17 protein-coding genes are annotated in these 20,880 nt (G+C 55.3%); 8 read left to right on the top strand and 9 right to left on the bottom strand.

The features are described from left to right. Window positions 1–29: 29 nt before the first annotated feature. The gene (locus HZU72_RS03960; RefSeq protein WP_180090639.1) at window positions 30–1,238 is read right to left on the bottom strand and encodes an amino acid deaminase; all 1,209 of its coding nucleotides are present in this window, start codon (window positions 1,236–1,238) and stop codon (window positions 30–32) included. 112 nt (window positions 1,239–1,350) lie between these two features. On the opposite strand from HZU72_RS03960, the gene HZU72_RS03955 reads away from it, so the two are divergent. The 4 genes from HZU72_RS03955 to HZU72_RS03940 all read left to right on the top strand — a co-directional run bounded on the left by HZU72_RS03955 (window position 1,351) and on the right by HZU72_RS03940 (window position 5,747). Further along, window positions 1,351–2,214 carry a MurR/RpiR family transcriptional regulator gene (locus HZU72_RS03955; protein ID WP_180090638.1) on the top strand — a complete coding sequence of 288 codons (864 nt, stop codon included), beginning with the start codon at window positions 1,351–1,353 and terminating at the stop codon, window positions 2,212–2,214. Between the two features lies 1 nt (window position 2,215). Next, window positions 2,216–3,703 (top strand): N-acyl-D-amino-acid deacylase family protein, encoded by a 1,488-nt coding sequence (locus HZU72_RS03950; RefSeq protein ID WP_180090637.1) that lies wholly within the window; start codon window positions 2,216–2,218, stop codon window positions 3,701–3,703. Beyond that, on the top strand, window positions 3,700–4,092 hold the full coding sequence (locus tag HZU72_RS03945; RefSeq protein WP_022524043.1) for a RidA family protein: 393 nt from the start codon (window positions 3,700–3,702) through the stop codon (window positions 4,090–4,092). The genes HZU72_RS03950 and HZU72_RS03945 overlap by 4 nt, the downstream gene beginning before the upstream one ends. Window positions 4,093–4,247: 155 nt before the next feature. Continuing rightward, window positions 4,248–5,747, top strand: coding sequence for a sodium:solute symporter family protein (locus HZU72_RS03940; RefSeq protein ID WP_180090636.1), 1,500 nt, complete (start codon window positions 4,248–4,250; stop codon window positions 5,745–5,747). A gap of 112 nt (window positions 5,748–5,859) precedes the next feature. On the opposite strand, the gene uxuA is transcribed toward HZU72_RS03940, so the two are convergent. From uxuA to HZU72_RS03900, 8 genes are all read right to left on the bottom strand, one after another. After that, window positions 5,860–7,038, bottom strand: coding sequence for a mannonate dehydratase (uxuA, locus tag HZU72_RS03935; RefSeq protein ID WP_180090635.1), 1,179 nt, complete (start codon window positions 7,036–7,038; stop codon window positions 5,860–5,862). Window positions 7,039–7,053: 15 nt separating this feature from the next. After that, entirely contained in the window at window positions 7,054–8,538 is a 1,485-nt protein-coding gene (locus HZU72_RS03930) for a mannitol dehydrogenase family protein (RefSeq protein ID WP_180090634.1), read from the bottom strand. Window positions 8,539–8,541: 3 nt separating this feature from the next. Beyond that, window positions 8,542–9,822, bottom strand: a complete 1,281-nt coding sequence (locus HZU72_RS03925) for a TRAP transporter large permease (protein ID WP_180090633.1) — start codon at window positions 9,820–9,822, stop codon at window positions 8,542–8,544. Between the two features lie 2 nt (window positions 9,823–9,824). Continuing rightward, on the bottom strand, window positions 9,825–10,403 hold the full coding sequence (locus tag HZU72_RS03920) for a TRAP transporter small permease (RefSeq protein ID WP_180090632.1): 579 nt from the start codon (window positions 10,401–10,403) through the stop codon (window positions 9,825–9,827). A gap of 96 nt (window positions 10,404–10,499) precedes the next feature. Then, entirely contained in the window at window positions 10,500–11,468 is a 969-nt protein-coding gene (locus tag HZU72_RS03915; RefSeq protein WP_180090631.1) for a TRAP transporter substrate-binding protein, read from the bottom strand. Between the two features lie 86 nt (window positions 11,469–11,554). After that, window positions 11,555–12,577, bottom strand: coding sequence for a Zn-dependent oxidoreductase (locus tag HZU72_RS03910; RefSeq protein ID WP_180090630.1), 1,023 nt, complete (start codon window positions 12,575–12,577; stop codon window positions 11,555–11,557). Between the two features lie 14 nt (window positions 12,578–12,591). Then, window positions 12,592–13,803 carry a D-mannonate dehydratase ManD gene (gene manD / locus HZU72_RS03905; RefSeq protein WP_180090629.1) on the bottom strand — a complete coding sequence of 404 codons (1,212 nt, stop codon included), beginning with the start codon at window positions 13,801–13,803 and terminating at the stop codon, window positions 12,592–12,594. Further along, window positions 13,803–14,555 (bottom strand): GntR family transcriptional regulator, encoded by a 753-nt coding sequence (locus HZU72_RS03900; RefSeq protein WP_180090628.1) that lies wholly within the window; start codon window positions 14,553–14,555, stop codon window positions 13,803–13,805. The genes manD and HZU72_RS03900 overlap by 1 nt, the downstream gene beginning before the upstream one ends. Window positions 14,556–14,912: 357 nt before the next feature. Here HZU72_RS03900 and HZU72_RS03895 point away from each other — a divergent pair, with 357 nt between their 5' ends. From HZU72_RS03895 to HZU72_RS03880, 4 genes are read left to right on the top strand one after another with little or no spacing between them, the layout of a single operon-like run. Then, the gene (locus HZU72_RS03895) at window positions 14,913–16,466 is read left to right on the top strand and encodes a sensor domain-containing diguanylate cyclase (RefSeq protein ID WP_180090627.1); all 1,554 of its coding nucleotides are present in this window, start codon (window positions 14,913–14,915) and stop codon (window positions 16,464–16,466) included. A 40-nt stretch (window positions 16,467–16,506) separates the two neighbouring features. Further along, complete coding sequence (locus tag HZU72_RS03890) at window positions 16,507–17,172, top strand: ABC transporter ATP-binding protein (protein WP_180090626.1); 666 nt, start codon at window positions 16,507–16,509, stop codon at window positions 17,170–17,172. Continuing rightward, window positions 17,169–19,670 (top strand): FtsX-like permease family protein, encoded by a 2,502-nt coding sequence (locus HZU72_RS03885; protein WP_180090625.1) that lies wholly within the window; start codon window positions 17,169–17,171, stop codon window positions 19,668–19,670. The genes HZU72_RS03890 and HZU72_RS03885 overlap by 4 nt, the downstream gene beginning before the upstream one ends. Next, complete coding sequence (locus HZU72_RS03880) at window positions 19,667–20,863, top strand: lipocalin-like domain-containing protein (RefSeq protein ID WP_180090624.1); 1,197 nt, start codon at window positions 19,667–19,669, stop codon at window positions 20,861–20,863. The genes HZU72_RS03885 and HZU72_RS03880 overlap by 4 nt, the downstream gene beginning before the upstream one ends. The last annotated feature ends 17 nt before the right edge of the window (window positions 20,864–20,880 follow it).

Here is a 20,880-nt window from a genome sequence, read left to right as displayed (position 1 = left end):
CGCCGCGACGGGCAACACTGCAGACACCTTTAAAAGTAGGTCGCCATACGCTCTTTAACGTTTAGTTGATCATCCACTAACAGTATCTGGCGCCATTTATCGAAGGTTAAACAGGGATGAGAGGCGCCAAACGCGACAATATCACCGACCTCGACATCTTGAGCTCCTTCCGGAAGGCGCACAAAGGTGTGCTGATCCATAATTTTTGTCACCTCCCAGCCAGCAACTGACATTGACTGAGAGGGCTCACCGGCTTCCCGGAACCGACGCAGGGCAATAGGTAGCTGGTCATGACCGATATCACGCTTACCTAACGCCACAATGGCAAGTCCAGGTTCGGGAAGCGACTGCACCTGGGCAAAAACTTCCAGGGCAGGCTCAAGCCCCTGCTGCAAATCTGGCCGGCGGCCTAATACCGCTGATTGCGCTTCACGATAAAGCCCATGGTCGTGGACGATGTAGCAACCTGGGCGTAGCACGGGGGTAAATCTCCCCTGAAGCGGTGCGCCCTGAAAGGCCTCCGCAATCACGTCATACCAGGCGGAACCTGACGCGGTGACAATCGGGTTCTCTTCAGCAAAGCGTCCAGCAGCTTCAAGCTCTACGGCAGCATCCACCAGGTATTTAGCATAGTTACGAATACCAGATTCGGGATTATCCCCGTGAACCACACCCTCATAGCCCTCCAGGCCCACCAGAGAAAGTGCTGGCTCATTAGCAATCGCCTCCGCCAGCGAAAGAATTTGCTGCTGATTGCGGCAGCCACAGCGGCCACCCTCCACGCCTATCTCAATAAGCACCGATAACGTCAAGCCCCGCTCAGCAAAAAAACACCCGAGTTGGCGTGCGTTCTCATGGCTATCGACCACACAGTAAAACGCAGCGCCCTGTTCGATCAGACAGGCGATAATGGCCATATTTGCCTGACCCACCAGTTGGTTCGCCATCAATATTCGGGTAACGCCATTGGCGAAAGCAGCACGACACTGGGGCGCAGTGGCAAGTGTGATACCCCACGCACCTGCCTGGAGCTGTCGATGGAAAAGCGCGGGCGTCATGGTGGTTTTGCCATGGGGCGCCAAGCGAGCACCGTGAGCCTCTGCGAAGCGCTGCATCCACTCTACGTTATGAGCCAGTGGGCCTTCATGCACCACGGCAGCGGGTAGGCTGACACCTGATAGAAGGTTTGATCCCAATTCCTCACCGCCTTTATCCATCGCTAACGCCATTGTCTGCATACGCCCATATCCTCATTTTAATAAAGCATCAATGTTAGATACTTTCACAACTATTGACTTAAGGTTAGAAACTAACATACTTTTTAAATCAGGCAACCATTAGGAGTCCACGGTGAGCCAGGAAATCGACATCTTGTCACGTATTACTACTGACTTTGCTGCCTTGCGTGAAGCTGAAAAAAAAGTCGCCGAGCTGATATTTGCTGACATCGAGTTTGTCACCGAAGCAAGCATCGGTGACATCGCCAAGCGCGCGGGGGTAAGTGATGCCAGTGTCACCCGATTTGCACGCGCTATCGGCTGCACTAATGTGCGCGACTTAAAAACGCGCTTAACACGCGCTTTAGCAGCAGGTCGCCGCTTTATACAAGAAGCGACACCCGAAGACAGCTCAAGCGTGGTGTATGACATAGCCACACAAACCCTCGCGCTTAACCGCGACCTACTCGCCCAGGCCGATGTGGCAGGCGCGGTCGAACAGCTGGATAAAGCGCGTCAGATATTGGTATTTGGCGCAGGGGGCGGTTCCAGCATTCTCTGCCAAGAGTTTCAATTCCGTTTAGTCCGTCTTGGCTATGCGATCTGCGCTTACCCTCAAGCACTATTGCCCCGCATGGTAGCGTCAACCCTAGAGCCGAATGACGTAGTCGTCGTGCTATCTGTCACTGGCTACACCCCGGAGATGGTGGAGTCTGCACAAATTGCCAGGCAGTACGGCGCAAAAGTGATTGCCATCACCGCCCTGAATTCTCCTTTAGCCGATACATCCGACATTGTGCTCCCGATTACCTCTCGGGAAACGGACTTCATCTATCACCCTTCAGCTTCCCGCTACGCCATGCTGGCGGTCATCGATGTGTTAGCACTTGAACTTGCCATGCGTCACCGTGAGCGTTCACGAACTAAATTGCGTCGTCTCAAGCTTAGCCTCGATGACCATCGCGGTGGCGACAACCGCCAGCCACTAGGAGATTAAGATGGTTTACGACCTGCTGATTCGTAACGCCAACGTACTGGATGGCTCCGGCGCAGCTCATTTTCGTGCCGATGTAGCTATTCAAGGCGAGCGTATCTGCGCCATCGGAGACATGCCCTACGCCACCGCCACCACCATTATTGACGCCCAAGAGCGCCATCTGGCCCCTGGTTTTATCGATGTCCACACTCACGACGACACCAATGTCATTCGTACTCCCGAGATGCTGCCGAAGCTGACACAAGGGATAACGACGGTGGTGGTGGGTAACTGTGGGATCAGTGCGAGCCCCGTGACACTCACTCGCGAAGTACCCGATCCCATGAATTTACTGGGCAAGCTAGAAGACTTTCGCTACCCAAGCTTCAGCGCCTATGCCAACGCCGTAGACGCCGCTGCGCCAAGTATCAACGTCGCCGCCTTGGTGGGGCATACCAGTCTGCGCAGCCAGGTGATGGACAGCTTTGCCCGGCCTGCCACTGCTGAAGAAATTGCACAAATGGAGGTGCTGCTAAGCCAAGCGCTGGATGAGGGAGCCCTAGGGCTTAGCTCAGGGCTTGCCTATCGCAACGCGATACACGCGCCGACCACCGAAATGGCCCCACTGGTGGCCGCCGTTGGGAAATCAGGCGGCGTATATACCACCCATCTTCGAGATGAGTTTGCGGGCCTGCTGGAGGCCATGGACGAAGCATTTTCCACCGCTCGCAATGGTCAGGTGCCTCTGGTGATCTCGCACCTCAAATGCGCAGGCGCGGGCAATTGGGGAGGCGCTGGTAAAGCGCTGAGTAAATTGGAGTCTGCCGCCCAGTACCAGCATGCCCACTGCGACTGCTACCCCTACACCGCAGGCTCCTCCACTCTCGATCTGGGCCAGGTCACGGATGAGATTGAGATCACCATTACTTGGTCGACAACGCACCCAGAGCAGGCGCGTCGCCCATTAAAAGAGATCGCCGCCGAATGGGGGGTATCACTGTTAGATGCGGCCAAGCAGCTACAGCCGGCGGGGGCGGTTTACCACAACATGAGTGAAACGGATATGCAGCAAGTGTTAGCGCATCCGCTCTCCATGATCGGTTCCGATGGATTACCGAACGATCCGCACCCTCACCCACGCCTTTGGGGTGCATTTCCGCGTGTGCTGGCCCACTACAGCCGCGATTTAAAGCTAATGTCACTGGCGGAAGCAGTGCGCAAAATGACCAGCCTTTCAGCAGCTAATTTCGGCTTAACGGATCGCGGAGTGATCCGCATAGGCGCCTACGCAGACCTCACCCTTTTTGATCTCACGACTCTTGAAGATACGGCCAATTACGAGACCCCCATCGCGGCCGCTAAAGGCATCGAAATGGTCATAGTGAACGGCAAAATCGCCTATCACCAAGGCGCAATTTCAGACCAACGCGCTGGCAGAATGCTGCGCAGAACAGAGCGCATTTCTCAATCGATCCCCACCTTTCAACCCAACCAGGAGCAAACACCATGAGCATTACTCGATACGGCACGGAAGGCGGCGTAGGCACCGGCGGTCAGAAGCTGCCCTTTGCCCGCGCCGTAGAGGCAGGTGGCTGGCTATACGTCTCCGGACAAACACCAATGACCGACGGCGAAGTCGTTGAAGGCGGCATTGTTGAGCAGACCCGCCTCGCCTTCGATAACTGCCTGGCCATCATGCAAGAAGCAGGTTTCGGCGTTGAAGACGTCGTACATGTCACCACCGTGCTCACCGATGCGCGCTATTTCACCTCGTTCAACAAGGTGTTTAAGGAGGTCTTTGGTGACAACCCACCGGCACGCATCTGCAGCGTTCAAGACCTGGTGGTGGATTGCAAAGTCGAGGTTGACGTGAAGTGCTTCCGCGCTGATCGCGTCTAAACACTCAACTTTAAATACCAAAAAAAGCGCCGCACCCCGGCAAGGGCGCAGCGCCAGATTACCGCGTGATTAGGATAAAAAGCTCCACGGTAATCGCTTCCATTGCCTACCTTCGGCCGCGGCAACGGCCGGATAAACAACGATAAGAGGTTAACATGAACAGCCAACTATTCCTTATTACCTTCGTGCTCTACATTGTCGCCATGATTGTGTTTGGCTGGTGGATTTCAAGACACAAACGGGGCAGCGGCGACGACTTCCTACTCGGCGGGCGAAGCGTACCGCTATTTCTTACCGTGGGGACTACGGTGGCGACCATGGTGGGCACCGGCTCCAGCATGGGCGCCGTTGGGTTCGGTTACGCCAACGGTTGGGCGGGTGCCTTATACGGGCTTGGGGGTGCCGTGGGCATTTTACTGCTCGCGGTCTGTTTTGCTCCCGTACGTAAACTTCGCTTTATGACCATGAGTGAGGAACTCGCCTATTACGTCGGTGCGAATCGGCTGGTACGTAATGTGGTCGCGCTACTTATCTATATCGCCTGTATAGGCTGGTTGGGCGCGCATATTCTTGGCGGTGGTCTCTATCTCTCCTGGATGGCGGATATCGATCTAACCACCGCGCGTATTCTGGTGGCGTTAGGCTTCGGCATTTACTGCGTGGTAGGGGGTTATTTTGCGGTTATCTGGACTGACACCATTCAAGCAGTCGTGCTGTTCGCGGGTTTTATCTTGATGGCAATATTGGCACTGATCGAGGTTGGCGGCTTCTCAGGCCTTACGGCTGGTATGGATGCAGGGGCCACTAGCTTTCTAGGTATTGATCAAATTGGTGCGTTGCCAGCGCTGTCACTGGCTGCCGTGATTGCCATTGGCGTGCTTGCTACACCCTCCTTTCGTCAACGCATCTATTCAGGCAAATCAGTCAAATCGGTACGCCGCTCGTTCTTAATCACCGGCGTTCTTTACCTGGGTTTTTCGATCATTCCCGCGATTATTGGTATGGCCACCCACGCCCTTAACCCTGGGCTTGAAAATAGCAACTTTGCCTTCCCTTTCCTGGCCACTGAAATCATGCCCCTAGGATTAGGGCTACTGCTATTGGTCGCGGGTCTTTCCGCCACGATGTCTAGCGCTAGCTCCGATGCCATTGCCGGTGTTTCCACGCTGATTCGCGATCTATATGTGCTGGCAACGGGCCGCACGCCTTCAGCGCGAAATGTAGTGCGCTTCTCGCGTATTGCGCTAGTGGCAACCATTGGTCTGGCGCTGCTGTTCGCCCTGGCCTCAGACAATGTCATCACCTACATCACCCGTATGATCTCAACGATTCTTTCAGGACTATTTGTGAGTGCCATGCTGGGCCGTTTCTGGTCACGTTATAACTGGCAGGGTGCCATCGCCACATTAATTTGCGCCTCGGTGACCTCCTTAACGATTATTGCCAATAGCGACTGGACAGCCTTCTGGGGTAACCCAAGCATCCCCGCTGTGCTAGTAGCGCTGGTAGCGGGTGTGATTGTAAGCCTAGTGACGCCCGCCTCGCGCGTGACTTCTACCCAGGCACTGGCAATTCTTGACCAAGAGCGCAAGCGTATGGAGCAAGTGCCCGAACCGACTCTCACGAACGCTGAAGCGCCCGCTGCACCTCGCTAATCGTTAGCCGCTAGCGCCACCAAAAAGCCCTGCTGAGACATTAGCCAGCAGGGCTTTCCTATATTGAGGAGTAATGTAGGTTGATGAGTAATATAGGTTGAAGGGTAATGGGTTATCGGTCAGTTTGCTGTCGCACTGCAAGCTCCACACCGCGTAGTTCGGCTAGGCCGCGCATACGACCGTAAAGCGGGTAGCCGGGTGCCGTACTGCGCTGTTGGTCATCCAGAAGTTGGTGGCCGTGATCCGGACGCAGCGGTAAACGTGCCCCACCCTCTCTTTCGCGTCTGCGCTCCTCTTCAACCAGCGCTTGAATAACACCTACCATATCCACATCACCTGCCAAGTGAGGGGACTCGTGGAACGAGAGCGCATCCGCTTCACGCTGGGTGGCGCGCAGATGAATAAAGTGAATATGCGGGGCAAAGTGGCGAGTCATAGCCACCAAATCATTGTCTTCACGAACGCCGTAAGAGCCTGTGCAAAGCGTCAAGCCATTGGCTGGGCTGGGTATGCAATCGATAATCCACTGGGCATCCTCGCAAGTCGAAACCACTCGAGGCAGGCCCAGTAGCGGCCGCGGAGGGTCATCCGGATGGATGGCCATACGGATGCCCACCTCTTCTGCCACCGGAATCACCGCCTGCAGAAAGTAGCCAAGGTTTTCTCGCAGCCGAGCGGCATCAATATCAGCGTACTCTTCCAATACAGCGCGAAACTGCTCAAGGGTGTAGTGCTCTTCGGCACCCGGTAGTCCAGCGATCAGTGTATTGACTAATTTGTCGCGCCCTGCGCTATCCATTACGTCCAGATAGCGGCGTGCCTGGGCTTTCTCCTCGGCGCGGTACTCTTTCTCAGCCCCTGGCCGCTGCAGCAGATAAAGATCAAAGGCGGCAAACGCCACCTGATCAAAACGTAGGGCCAAAGCGCCATCGGGCAGTTCATAGGTCAGGTCGGTACGCGTCCAGTCCAGCACCGGCATAAAGTTGTAGCAAACGGTGTCGATACCGCAAGCCGCAAGGTTGCGCAGTGTCTGGCAGTAGGTTGCAATCAGGGCATCTCGCGCCGGCAATCCTTTTTTAATCGACTCATGTACCGGCACGCTCTCTACCACCGACCATGTCAGACCAGCCGCTTCAATCATCCGCCGACGCTCTCGGATTGCCTCAACCGGCCAAACCTGGTCATTGGGCACCTCATGCAGTGCCGTGACGATACCGGTTGCGCCTGTCTGGCGAATTTCTTTCAGCCGAATAGCATCATTAGGGCCAAACCAGCGCCAGGTATGCTCCATGGTGATCTCCTTTTATTAGTTGCGCTCAAGTGCCGCGAGCGCCCCGTCCAATCCGGCTTGGTTCAGCATTTGATATGCCGTTAGTACGGACTGAGCAAAAGCCTTATCCGCTACCAATGCATAAGGCACGACATCGTCCATGGCTAAATAGGCCGCCACCAGAGCGCTGGGATCGGAGCTATGGGTATGGTGTAAATCAGCAAAGCGTTTGGCTAACGGGTCATCGACGGTGTAGCGATTCCCCAATAAATCTTCGCCCGTGGTGTAGCGAATCCAGGCCGCCATCCCCAATGCCACACAGGGCGAGGATAGACCAGCGGCGCTACGTTTGAGCGCACCAGAGAGCCAGCGCTGCGGGAGCTTTTGGCTGCCATCCATCGCGATCTGCTGCAGACGATGACGCAAACTGTCATTGGCAAAGCGTGCCAGCAGCGAGTCAGCATAAGCGTCTAAATCGATTCCCTCGGGCATCTCAAGTGTAGGTGCCGCTTCTTCAAGCATATATCGGCGCAATAGCGCCCGAAGCTCGACGTGATTAATGCCGTCATAAACCGTTTCGATACCTGCAAGCGCGCCAAGATAGGCAAGCAAAGAGTGGCTGCCATTGAGCATGCGCAGCTTCATGGTTTCAAACGGCGCCACATCTGCCACCATCTCAACCCCCTCAGCTTCCCAGCCGGGTCGCCCCTGGGGGAAGCTATCTTCAACCACCCACTGCGTGAACGCTTCGCATACCACGGCGTGTGGATCGGTAACGCCCAATGCCGCTAAGCGCTCAAAGTCGTCGTCGGTCATCGCAGGGACGATGCGATCCACCATGCTGCAGGGAAACGCCACTTCATTGGCGATCCAGCGAGCCAGCGCGGGGGCACGCTGCTCGGCCAGCTGGATCACCGCTTGGCGGGTTCGCTTGCCGTTATCCGGCATGTTGTCGCAAGAAAGCACCGTAAACGGGGCAATGCCTGCTTCATGCCGTCGAGCCAACGCCTCCACCAATAGTCCTGGGGCGGTACGCGGCTGTTGGGGCGAAGCTATATCACCGATGATCATGGGGTCATCGGCTCTTAACTCACCGCTGGCAGGGTTTAAAAAGTAGCCCTTCTCAGTGACTGTTAATGTAACAACACGGGTATCCGCAGACGCCATTCGCGCCAGTAGCGCCTCCCGATCCCGACCCCAGCTATCCATACCTTCGTCCGCACCATCACGGCCCGAGAATAGCGCTTCTTCAATCACGCCTATTTCGCGCAGCGTGATGCTGTCACTATCGGCGTACTCCGCTACATGATAGCGCTGCCCTGCCGCACCTAAGCCGTCGACTAGACCAACGCTAGAGCGTAAATTCGCGCTGCAGACGCCCCACTCACCATCGCCACTGCGTTGGCGATAACGCTCTAAATAGACCGCTTGGTGCGCGCGATGAAAAGCGCCTAACCCCAGATGGACAACCCCGATCCGACCGCTTTTTGGCATTGCTTCAATACGCTGTGGAGCTATCATTAATTACTCTCCCATTAGCAAGTTAGGCAGCCAAAGCGAAATCGCGGGGACATAAGTCACCAACAACAGCACCGCCAAGTTGCATAGCAAAAAGGGTACGATGGCTCTTGCCACCGTCAACATAGGTAGTTTGCCAATCCCCGCCACCACGAATAGGCACACCCCCACCGGTGGTGTTGTCAGCCCAATCATCAGGTTCAACACCGCGATTACCGCAAAGTGAACCGGATCGACACCCACGCCAGTCGCTACTCCCACCAAGGCCGGGAAAAGAATAATCAGCGCGGCAATGGTCTCCATAAAAGCGCCAACAAACAAAAGAATCAGATTAAGGATGAGTAAAACAATGAGCGGGTTATCACTAATGGAGAGAATCAGTGAGGCTACCATCTGAGGGATCTGCTCACTGGTGAGTATCCAGCCAAACAGGTTGGCTAACCCCACCATCAGCAGTAATGCCGAAGAGGTTAATACGGTGTCTGACAAAATCGCCGGAAGCTTTTTCCATGACAGGCCTTTATACACATACATGCCGACGACCAAGGCATAGAGACAAGCCACAATAGAGGCTTCGGTAGGGGTAAAAAACCCGCCAATAATGCCGTAGAGAATAATCACGGTCATCAGCAGTGCCCAGAAGGCCGTTTTGGCTTCGCGCAGCAACCGCAAAAACGGTACCCGTTGCTCTTTGGGATACCCACGCCGAACGGCCAGAATGTACACCGTAATCATCATGGCGAGGCCCATTAAAAGCCCCGGCACTGCACCTGCCAGGAACATCCGCCCGACCGAAATACCGCTAAGCGAACCGGCGATAATCATCGGGACGCTGGGCGGTATAATCGGCCCAACGGTTGACGAGGCGGCGGTAACTGCAGCGGCAAACGGCTTGTCATAGCCTGAGCGAGCCATACCGGGAATCATCACCGAACCGATGCTGGCTGAATCCGCAACCGCCGTGCCGGAAATACCACCGAAAATCATCGACCCTGCCACATTGGCCAAGCCAAGTCCGCCGCGAATATGGCCTAGCAGAGCGTTGGAGAAACGCACAATATGATCAGTTATATTACCCACATTCATTAAATTGCCGGCCAGCACAAAACCGGGGATACACAGCAGCACGAAGGTATCGATACCCGCATACATACGCTGCGGCACGATGGTTAATGAAATGCCTTCAAGCAGCAGATAAGAGAGCGAGGCTAAACCCAGCGCAAACGCAATGGGCATTCCCACCAAGAGCAAAACCAAGAAAACGCTAAAGAGGATAATAACTTCCATGCTTACGACTCCTGATGGGAGGCAGAGGAGCGACACATTGCGATAATTCCCTCAAGACACCCCAGCAAGCTGTAAACCAGGAGAAGCGCAAAGGTGACTACCGTTGAGAAAAAGATATACAGCATGGGAACATGCAGCGTTGGCGAGGTTTGCCAAGCGCCGTTTTGCGCATACTGCCAAGCGTAAGGCAGCACCAGAAAGGCAAACAGGCCAATCAGCGCACAGATCAACGCTTGAAAGGCTGCCTGTATGCGCGGCCCCAGCAGATGATGGAAAAGCTCAACGCTGATGTTTCGGTTCTGTCGCAGCACTACACCAACAGATAGTGCCACCATATAAATAAACAGATAACGCGAGAGTTCTTCGGTCCAGGCTATCGAAAACGGCAAAAACAGCCGAGAACAAATTTGCAGCAGCACCGTGGCGGCTATGGCAACCAGCGCCACAACGGCCAAGGTTAGAAAGCACTTATCCACCCAGCCAATCACGCGCCCTATGGGGCCTGCTAGCTTAGGCACCGCCGACATTGAATCCAGACTCTCCAACGCATGCTCTTCAAGCGTTTTGTGATCCGAGTTCATAACCGTATCCTTAATGGGCAAGCTGCGTGTGCAGTTAGAAGATAGGCCAGCAAGATGCTAGCCCATCACCATTATCAGTTCGCTTCCAATACAACCTTACAAATCTTGGATAGCGTCGAAGAGCTCACGCTGCTCTTCGGTTAAGGCCTCAAGCACGGCGGGCCGAGCTTTCTCTGCGAACGCATCGACATCGACTTCCACGAACTCCATGCCACGCTCCTGTAGCGCTTGCTCAAGACGTGCTTGGTCATCAACGAAAAGCTCGGCTTGATACTCCTGCATCGTTTGAGCAGCGTCTCGCACCACCTGCTGAAGTTCTTCCGGCATACTTTCCAACTGGTTACGACCAATCACCACGTAGATCCAGCTGCGCACATGGCCGGTCATGTTGACGTAGTCCTGTACCTCATTGAAGCTGGCGCTTTCGATCAGACTAAGCGGGTTCTCTTGACCTTCCAGGGTATTTTGCTGCAGCGCAGTGAACACTTCGCTAAATGCCATTGGGGTTGGACGTGCCCCCATTGCCTGCCATGTATCAACGAACAGCGGAACGTTGGGCACGCGAAGACGTAACCCATCCAGCTCATCAGGCGTACGGATAGGACGATTGGAAGTCAGTTCCCGGGGGCCACGCTCAAACCACGCCAGAGGTACCAGATTAGTGCGTTCAGTGATTTGCGCTTCAATCTCAGCACCAATATCGCCGTTAACGGCGGAATGGAGATGTTCGGAATCTCTAAAGGCATACGGTACCGCCATCATCGCGGCTTTTGGTGCCCAGTTCTGTAAGCTTTCGCCGGTGATCGTCATATCCGCTGTGCCCAACTGGATACTATTGATCACGTCCATCTCGTTACCAAGCTGCTCACTAGGGTAGAGGCGTACCTCGATCTGCCCGTCAGAGTTTGCTTCTACCTCCTCTTTAAATTTCTCGGCGGCCTGGTGCCAAATGTTCTGCTCATTGGCTAAATGGCCAAAACGCAGAGTAAAGTCTGCCGCCATTAGTGAGTGGCTGCCTAGCATGGCGGCCCCAAGAACAGCGCTGGTGATAAGTTGTTTAATCATTGTCTTTCTCCTGCACACGGGTGTTGTTAGTTGTTAATTGCAGCTATTAATTGCGCGTGGGTTGGCGTGGGTTGGTATCGCATCCCTCAAGCACTAATTTGAATCAGCACCTTACGGGCCTCTTCTGGTCGGTGATCCAGCATGTCGATAGCGCTGGGCATGTCGCTTAGCGGCAACCGATGGCTAACTAACGCCAACGGATCCAACTGCCCACTTGCCATGAGCTTAAGCACCTCCGGAAACTTGCGGTTGTTAAGTCGCGACCCCACCAGGGTCAGTTCTTTCTTGATCACCTCTAGCTGTACGAGCTCGCTGGGCTGAACGCTAAAGCCCAGCAGACCAATGCGCCCTGCTGGCGACGCTAAACGCAGCATTTGCGGTAGCAGCGCTGGCACACAGGCCGCATCGGCGATTAGTGGCACGCCTTCACCCTGGGTCAAGGCAAGCACTTCTTTTTCGACATCCTGCTCGCGGCTATTAAATACCTGCGCTGCCCCAAGCTGTTTTGCCGCCGCTAATCGTTCATTAATAACGTCAGTGACGATGACCTCTTTAATCCCCTTGGCCAGAGCCATCTGCAGGATCGTAAGGCCAATAACGCCGGCGCCCAGAATCATTAGCCGGTCACCAGGGTGCGGCTGCATACGATCAAGCACGTTGGCGGCAATGGTGTAGGGCTCAACTAAGGCAGCAGCATCGAGTCCGATATGATCAGGTAGCTGATGCACGTTAGCCGCGGGGACGGCCACAAACTCTTCAAAACCACCATCGCGATGCACGCCGATCACTTCAAGCGAACTGCACACGTTGGGACGGCCAATCCGGCAGGGATAGCACTGACCACAGCTGATAACAGGATCAATGCACACGCGATCCCCGACGAATACCTCAGCCACGCCTTCCCCTACCGCCTCCACTACCCCGGCGAACTCATGCCCGGTGATGCGCGGAAAGCGCACAAAGGCATTGTCGCCATGGATAATGTGCATATCCGAGCCGCAGATACCGGCAAATGCTACGCGTACCAGTGCTTCACCAGCAGCCACCTTGGGCGGATCGACTTCTGCGACCTGGTAGTCATGGGGCGCCTTTACTTGAAATGCTTGCATTTAGATGAACTCCTTCACCAGTGCCACAAGGTGCCGTCTTCTAACCGGTTCACCGGCAGGCTGGCGCGTTTATAGGGGTATTGCTTGGCTAGCTTTTCGTCGATATCAACGCCGTGCCCCGGCTTTTCACCGACGATGAAATGCCCATCTTCAAAGCGATAATCGTGGGGGAAGACTTCGTCAGTTGCGCTGGAATGCGGCATGTATTCCTGGATACCAAAGTTGGGTACCCAGGTATCAAAATGAATCGCCGCCCCCAGGCAAACCGGTGAAAGATCCGTTGGCCCATGGAAGCCGGTACGCACGTGATAAAGCCCGGCTAAATCGGCGATTCGGCGTACATGGGTAATCCCACCGGCGTGAGTCAGAGTGGCGCGTATATAGTCGATCCATTGGTTTTCAATCAGCGCTTTGGCATCAAAAAGGCTGTTAAAGACTTCGCCTACGGCCAGCGGCGTGGTGGTGTGCTGGCGGATAAGGCCAAACGCCTCCTGATTCTCAGCCGGTACGCAGTCTTCGAGCCAAAAGAGATGGTAGGGCTCCACTTCTTTACCTAAGCGAGCAGCCTCAATGGGCGTCAGACGATGATGAACATCGTGTAGCACGTGCAAATCATCGCCGAAGCGCTCACGTACGGCGGCAAATAATTTAGGCACATGGTTTAAGTATTTACTGGTACTCCACACATGCTCTGCAGGCAAATCAGAATCTGCAGGTTCGTAGGGCTCGCCCTCTTTTTTGGCGACACCATAAATACTGGCAATACCTGGCACACCGGCTTGAACGCGCACGGCTTTATAGCCCTCATCCACGTGACGGGCGACCTCTTCCAGGCACGCCTCAATATCTCGCCCCGTTGCATGGCCATACACCATCACCCGATCACGGCTTTTACCACCCAACAATTGATACAGCGGCATGCCCGCAAGCTTCGCCTTAATATCCCAAAGTGCCATGTCTACGGCGGCGATCGCACTCATGGTGACAGGCCCACGCCGCCAGTAAGCGCCGCGGTAAAGGTAGTGCCAGATATCTTCAATACGCTGAGGATCGCGCCCGATTAACGTCGGAATGACGTGCTCCTCTAGATACGCCACCACAGCCAATTCACGACCATTGAGCGTTGCATCGCCAATGCCGTATTCACCCTGGTCGGTCACAATCTTCAGCGTCACAAAATTGCGCCCCGGCGAGGTCACAATGGTATAAGCCTGCTCAATCTTCATTAGATCGTCTCCTGCTTAAGAGCTGGGTTTTCTTGTTCTTCGAACGCTGCTTTTCCATCAAACATCGCGGGGAAACGACGAACCAAGTCGGGCATAGAGACCAAAATTTCACGCAAATGCAGCGACATCGCTTCTTCAGCTTGCTGGGTGTCTCGTGACTCAATGGCAGCAACGATGCTGGCATGCTGGCTCACAAGCCGTTCCAGCGGGGTGCTATGAGGCACACTGAGGTAGCGTACCCGGTCAAGTTGAGCACGGACTTCTTCGATGACTTTCCAGGCGGCGTGCTGCTCTACCCCCAGTGAAAGCGTGCGGTGGAAGGCTTCATCAAGACGGTAAAAGCGATCGTTATCATTAGGCTCAATACAGCGACGCTGCCGCGCTAACAGATCGTGCAAATCTGTCAGCACTGCTGGATCAAGGCCTTTTTCGGCCGCCAGCCTTACAACGGCTACCTCAACCGCTTCACGTACAAAGCGCGCCTCGAGCACTGCCCGCTGGGATATCCTGACTACATAGGTGCCGCGCTGAGGTTTCACCTCCACCAGCCCAGCCTCAGAGAGTCTTATAAAAGCTTCCCGCACCGGCTGACGGCTCACCGAAAAGGTGTCAGCAAGCTCCTTTTCTGATAGCGCCTGCCCCGGCGCCAGCACCATCTGAATAATCGACTGCCTCAGCACATGAAATAGCCGTTGGCGAACTGATTCCCCTTCGTGGGTTTCCTGCCATAGCGTTTGTAATGTCGTGTGCATTGCACCTGATCCTAATTAGAGAAGCCCGAGACGATTAGCGTCAGGAACTGATATGACTAGTATGGTAGTTGAATTGAGATAAAAAAAGGGTCCTCTCTATACTCTTTAGTCGCACATCGAGCCGGACGACGAATAGCCAGCTTCTTACCTGATTCTGAGAAATATCTTACATAACATCTCGGTTTGGCGTATTTTTTGAACTTTGAGCTGTAAAAAAATTGGCATTCAACGCGAGTATTTAGCAGACGAATCACCTAAAGTGGTTTAATACAAACGACTGAATACTGCCCAATACGAAATTGCCATGGATGGCTCAAGGCTGCTGCAAGCTAAATACGCGTAAGTAAGGAGAGAATAATGCAGGCCATCCAGGCAAGGGATAATTCGCAAGACCTGGTCTTAACGACAGAATTACCGTCATTTTTGATAGCCGATCTACTCAAGTGTCCAAACTTACCTACCCTCCCTGCTGTCGCCGTTAACGTTTTAAAATTGGCGCGTACTGAGCATCCGTCGGTAAACGACTACGCCAATGCTATCGAGCGTGACCCCGCCTTGAGCATACGTATCATTACCCTAGCCAATAGCGCCTTTTTCTCACGTAGCCATATAAAGGTAAATGCGTGCCAAGAAGCAACGGCTCGTTTGGGGTTAGACACCACGCTGGCAGCGGTAATGAGCTTCAGCCTGCTTCAAAACAGAGGTATTGACGCCCATTATCAGCGGGTATGGATGCGCTCTATCATTGCCTCGTTAGCAGCACGGCACCTTGCCATACAGCTTTGCCCGGACATGGCGGGGCCCGTTTTCACTGCCGCCTTACTACAAGACATTGGCATCATGGCCTTAAGGGCGACATACCCGAAAGAAAGCAATGAGTTATATGCTGAATACGCACTCTCTCATCGACAGTTATCCGAATCAGAACAGCGCCTTTTTGGCTGCGACCACTCTCAAGTAGGCGCTTGGCTCGCCGCCAAGTGGGGTGTTCCAACACCGCTCGCTCAGCGTATCTGCGACAGCCACGGTGAGTACGACATTACCGCTGCCGATAGACTTTGCATTCAGCTATCTGGGCCCATCGCCGACGCCTGGCTCTCTTCACATCCTGCGCAGTCGCTCATCGCTGTGGTACGAGAGTTTGAAACCTACCAGGGCGCCCATGCGATCTCATTACGGCTTTTGTTAGAGAATATTCAGGAACAGTTGCCAGCGCTGGCAGACATGCTGCAAATGACGGCGCCACCTTTGCAGGATAACGAATCGTTGCTTGCTGAGGCCCAACAGCTGCTGTTTCAACAGACTTTACAGCTCAAAGCGCGCTTTGATACTCAACAAGTAGAGCTCACCTCCCTGCGTCAACGGCAAGATGAGCTAGAAGAGCGTTCACGAACAGACATGCTCACCGGTCTTGCCAACCGATCCTGGCTTGAAGAGCAGACGCATAAACGTTTTATCCTTTGCCAAAGCCAGTCACGCATTATGTCAGTGGTATTTATTGATCTTGACCACTTTAAAAGGCTCAACGATCAATATGGTCACCAAATGGGCGACAACGTGCTGCAAAAATTCGGCAAAACGCTGCAGTCGCTTATTCGTGAAGGCGATCTTGCGGGGCGCTGGGGAGGCGAAGAGTTCCTGGTCATTTTGCCAGATGAAGATGCCCAGGCAGCTCAAGTATTCGCCAAACGCATTGCCCAGCGTTTAGAAAAAACGCCGATGGCTCACGACGGCCAGCACCCTATCTATGTCTCCGTTTCAATTGGCATTGCCTGCCTGGACGACGGCGGATTTGGCGATGCAGGCGAGCTTATTGATGCCGCGGATAAAAGTATGTATTTCATTAAACGCACGGGCAGGGGTGGAATAGCAGTATATGGGGAGCGCGGTGCGCCAGGGGCTCCAAACTAGCATCAACTAGCCTCTACTTTAATGGACAACAAAAGCAGCCATGCTGGAATTTCATCAGGTACATAAAACCTACACAACGCCACAAGGGCCGCTGAACGTGCTCGACAATGTCTCCCTTCGCCTTGCAGCAGGGCAAAGCCTGGCGCTTATGGGAGAATCTGGGAGCGGCAAATCCACCCTACTGCATCTTGCCGCTGGTTTAGATCTTCCCGACCAAGGAACAGTTAGCTTCGAAAACCAGAACGTCGCGTCTCTACCTGAGCCCACACGTGCCAGGCTACGCCGTGAGCAACTGGGTTTAGTCTTCCAGCAATTCCACTTAGTACCCAGCTTAACGGTCATCGACAATCTGCGCTTACAGGCGCGCTTAGCCAAACGCGACGATGCCGACTGGACCAACTACTTAATTGAGCGGCTTGGGCTGCATGGCATGGAAAAACGTTATCCGGAGCAGCTCTCTGGTGGCCAGCAGCAGCGGCTGGCCATTGGCCGCGCCCTGGCGCCGCGCCCGCCTCTGCTGCTTGCCGATGAACTTACAGGCAATTTAGATGAAACCACCGCAGGCGAGGTGCTTGAACTGCTATTGAGTCTGGTTCGCGAGACTCAGTGCGCCCTGCTCATTGTCACCCACAGTCCCCAGGTAGCGGCTCCGCTTGACCGCTGCCTACGCTTAAGCCACGGTAATCTACTAGAAGCGGCACCATGATCCGGGTGTTATCCACGCTACTTAGCCACTACCGGCGCCACCCCGGGCAACTGATTATGCTGCTGCTCGGCCTATGGGTGGCCAGTGCCCTATGGAGTGGTATCCAAGCGATCAACGCCACCGCGCGAGACAGCTATGCCCGCGCCGATGCGCTGTTTGACACCCAGTTGGATCAGCTTGAGCGGCGCGATGGCACGCCATTCAGTCGTGCCGAGTATCACGCCCTGCGCCAAGCAGGCTTGCCCGTTTCGCCTATGCTAGAGGGTGAAATAATTACCCAAGATGGCACTCGGCTAACCCTGATCGGCATTGACCCACTGACTCTTTCCAGCGATAACGCGCTGGCTCAAGCCAACACCTCCGCGTCGTTAAGCGACTTTCTAACGCCCCCGTGGCAAACACGCGTAGCGCCTGACACCCTGGCAGCCCTGGAGATAGCGCGTGAAAATGCATCGGCTGCCACCCCGACCTTGGCAGATGGCAAAACACTCCCGCCGCTCGTTTTAGCGCCAGCACTACCGCCGGACACGCTGATCATGGATATTGCCGCCGCAGCGCGGTTGCTTGAAAGCGGCGACCAGCTGACACGCATCGTGGCCGCCCCGGGGGCACTCGCTGAAGCGCCACCGGGATTAACGCTCACTCGCGCCACCACGCTAGCCTCCCCCGGTCAACTTACCGAGAGCTTTCACCTGAACCTTACCGCGCTGGGGCTACTTGCCTGGGTCGTGGGGCTATTTATCGTTCAAGCAGCGCTAGGGCTAGCGTTGGAGCAACGCCTGGGCATGCTGCGCACCCTGCGTGTGCTGGGTGTATCAGGACGCAGTTTAGTGCTAGCGCTCAGCTTAGAGCTGTTCCTGCTCGGCCTGTTCGGAGCGCTTGCCGGCATTGCCAGCGGCGTATGGCTGGCACGCTCGTTACTCCCCGATGTCGCAGCAACCCTGAACTCACTATATGGCGCTGGCGTGGGGCAAGAGCTCAACCTGCCCTGGCATTACTGGGTCGGTGGGCTGGCGGTTAGCCTTGCCGGACTACTGCTGGCGGGCAGCGGCGTGTTATGGCGCGCGGCCCGCTTAAACATGTTGGAGTTAGGCCAGATGCAGGCTTGGCGTAGCGGTTACCGCCGCCAATTATCGCTAATGAGCATCGCCGGCGCACTCGCCTTAAGTAGTGCGCTAGCGCTATATGGCTGGCTACACTTTCAGTCCCCTGGCGATGGTTTAGTGGCAGGCTTTGGGCTGATTGCCGCGCTGCTGCTGGCCAGTGCTCTATTGTTGCCGCCCTTTTTAGCACTGGTACTGAAAGTGCTGGCACGCCTTGCCCGGCGGCGCCCGCTTATTCACTGGGCGCTGGCGGATATGCAGCTTCAGCTACCTAGGCTGTCACTGGCCATGATGGCACTACTTATCGCATTGGCGACCAATCTGGGGGTCGGTAGCATGGTCGGCGGCTTTCGCCTGACGTTTTTAGACTGGCTTGATCAGCGCTTGGTCGCCCCACTCTATTTGAATGCCCCCACCGAGCAATATGCGAATATTGATGCTTGGCTGGCTGATCGCCAGGAGGTCTTCGAGCGCCTGCTCACTCGACGCAGCGATGCAACCCTGCAGGCCGCCACAACGCCGGAAGGCAGCCGCTCTTTAGGCACGCCTATCGAGCTTTACGGCATTACCCCTGGCGAATCACTCACCCCGCACTGGCCACTGCTGGCCACCCAACAAGACCGCTCATCCGCCTGGGCAGCCTTTAGTGATGGTGCGATTTTTATTAACGAGCAACTCGCCACCGCAGAGAATCTTTCCCCCGGTGATCGCCTGACGCTTAGCGCGCCGGGCGCCAATGAAACGCTGACCATCGCCGCTATTTATCCCGACTACGGCAACCCCAGCGGGCAGGTACTGATGGCATCGCCCCAGCTAGCCGCTCGTTTTGATGCGCCACCTAGCTCCATGGGGTTAGTGCTGAGTGATGACGCTGATGTTGATACCCTACGTACTGCCCTGCGTGAACGCTTTGACCTCGGTAGCGATGCGCTGAGCGATCAGCGCGAGATCAAGCGTATTGCCACCGAGATTTTTGAGCGTACCTTTACCATTACCCGCGCCCTCAATGTATTAACTCTAGCGGTAGCGGCACTGGCGCTTCTCGCCAGCCTACTGACCCAGGCGCGCAGCCGACGCCAACAGTTAGCACCGCTATGGGCGCTGGGTGTTCCCCGAGCACTGCTGGCACAGTTGAATCTGGCGCAACTGAGCGGTGCCGCATTAGCCACCGGCCTGCTGGCCATTCCACTGGGTATCGCGATTACCTGGGGATTAGTGGCGATTATTAATGTGGCCGCCTTCGGCTGGCGACTACCGCTCTATCTATTTCCTGGGCAAATGGCTGTTACCCTGGCCACCGCCGTTGGTGTGGCACTCCTGGCAGCAGCCCTGCCCACGCTGCGTTTCTGGCGCGCCTCACCGCGGGCCTTACTGGCGGAAGAGGCGAATCAATGAGCTTAAGGCTTCGACTAACCCTGCGTCTTCTACTTCTAGCCACTGTAGCGTTGACGCTTTACGGCTGTGACGAAGAAAAGCAAACCGAAACCAACAGCACAGGCTTTGCCGGTTTAGGACAAGACGCTGATGGTTTTAGACATGCCGAGCCTAATCAGCCGCTCAGTTTTCCACAAGAGCACGCCGCCCATCCGGATTACCGTATCGAATGGTGGTATCTCACCGCCAACCTTGAAGATACCGCAGGTGAGCCTGTCGGCCTGCAGTGGACGCTCTTTCGCCAGGCGTTGATGCCACCCAGCGAACGCCCTGCACCGACGCCTTGGGTAGCCGATCAACTGTGGATGGCCCATATGGCGATCTCCCAAGGCGAGCAGCATCAGGTGGCCGAACGTTTCGGGCGCAGCCACTCACAGGCTCCATTGAACACTCCCCAGGACAGCCAAGCAGGCGTAATGATTAGCCCCTTTTATGCCTGGCTGGATGATTGGCAGCTTAAAGCCCAAGAGTCTGATAGCAGCGATTTTAGTCACCTCACGCTAACCGCTTACAGCGGCGAAGGCGCGTCGCGTTTTGGCTACCGCTTAGAACTTACCGCAGAGGGGCCTCTAGTACTGCACGGCGAAGAGGGTTTTAGCCAAAAAGCTGCGAATGGCCAGGGCTCCATGTACTACAGCCAGCCCTTCTGGCGGATAAACGGCGAAGTAACCATTAACGGTGAGACAAAAACCGTTAGCGGACGCGGCTGGCTGGATCGTGAGTGGAGCAGCCAACTGCTTGATGCCCGCCAATCAGGCTGGGACTGGTTCTCGATCCACTTTGATGACGGCCACAAACTGATGGCATTTCAACTGCGGGGAGGTGGTAATGGTGATAGCAACGATGCAGATCAGGAGCAGAGTGCAGACTACCGCTCCGGCACCTGGATTACCCCCCAAGGCGACGCCACCCCCTTAGCATCAGATGACATTACGCTGACGCCGCTGGCAACGTCGACTGTCGCCGGTCGTAATGTGCCCACCCAATGGCGGCTGGAAATACCGTCAGTAGGAATCGACATCAACATCGAAGCGCCCCACGCCAACCGCTGGATGACCACCAGCGTGCCCTACTGGGAAGGTGAAGTGGTGATCAACGACCGCGCCAGCGGCGAATCGCTTGGCGAGGGCTACCTGGAAATGACCGGGTATTGAGCAAATCAAGACTACAT

This window comes from Vreelandella sedimenti (assembly GCF_013416325.1).
Classification (GTDB): Bacteria; Pseudomonadota; Gammaproteobacteria; order Pseudomonadales; family Halomonadaceae; genus Vreelandella; species Vreelandella sedimenti.
The sequence above is the reverse complement of the archived record's forward strand: the minus strand, read 5'-3'. Positions and strand labels throughout refer to the sequence as shown.

Coding starts and splice junctions, on each gene's coding strand:
- HZU72_RS03960 (WP_180090639.1), bottom strand. CDS start 1,238: ATGCAGACAATGGCGTTAGCGATGGATAAAGGCGGTGAGGAATTGGGA.
- HZU72_RS03950 (WP_180090637.1), top strand. CDS start 2,216: ATGGTTTACGACCTGCTGATTCGTAACGCCAACGTACTGGATGGCTCC.
- HZU72_RS03945 (WP_022524043.1), top strand. CDS start 3,700: ATGAGCATTACTCGATACGGCACGGAAGGCGGCGTAGGCACCGGCGGT.
- HZU72_RS03940 (WP_180090636.1), top strand. CDS start 4,248: ATGAACAGCCAACTATTCCTTATTACCTTCGTGCTCTACATTGTCGCC.
- uxuA (WP_180090635.1), bottom strand. CDS start 7,038: ATGGAGCATACCTGGCGCTGGTTTGGCCCTAATGATGCTATTCGGCTG.
- HZU72_RS03930 (WP_180090634.1), bottom strand. CDS start 8,538: ATGATAGCTCCACAGCGTATTGAAGCAATGCCAAAAAGCGGTCGGATC.
- HZU72_RS03925 (WP_180090633.1), bottom strand. CDS start 9,822: ATGGAAGTTATTATCCTCTTTAGCGTTTTCTTGGTTTTGCTCTTGGTG.
- HZU72_RS03920 (WP_180090632.1), bottom strand. CDS start 10,403: ATGAACTCGGATCACAAAACGCTTGAAGAGCATGCGTTGGAGAGTCTG.
- HZU72_RS03915 (WP_180090631.1), bottom strand. CDS start 11,468: ATGATTAAACAACTTATCACCAGCGCTGTTCTTGGGGCCGCCATGCTA.
- HZU72_RS03910 (WP_180090630.1), bottom strand. CDS start 12,577: ATGCAAGCATTTCAAGTAAAGGCGCCCCATGACTACCAGGTCGCAGAA.
- manD (WP_180090629.1), bottom strand. CDS start 13,803: ATGAAGATTGAGCAGGCTTATACCATTGTGACCTCGCCGGGGCGCAAT.
- HZU72_RS03900 (WP_180090628.1), bottom strand. CDS start 14,555: ATGCACACGACATTACAAACGCTATGGCAGGAAACCCACGAAGGGGAA.
- HZU72_RS03895 (WP_180090627.1), top strand. CDS start 14,913: ATGCAGGCCATCCAGGCAAGGGATAATTCGCAAGACCTGGTCTTAACG.
- HZU72_RS03890 (WP_180090626.1), top strand. CDS start 16,507: ATGCTGGAATTTCATCAGGTACATAAAACCTACACAACGCCACAAGGG.
- HZU72_RS03885 (WP_180090625.1), top strand. CDS start 17,169: ATGATCCGGGTGTTATCCACGCTACTTAGCCACTACCGGCGCCACCCC.
- HZU72_RS03880 (WP_180090624.1), top strand. CDS start 19,667: ATGAGCTTAAGGCTTCGACTAACCCTGCGTCTTCTACTTCTAGCCACT.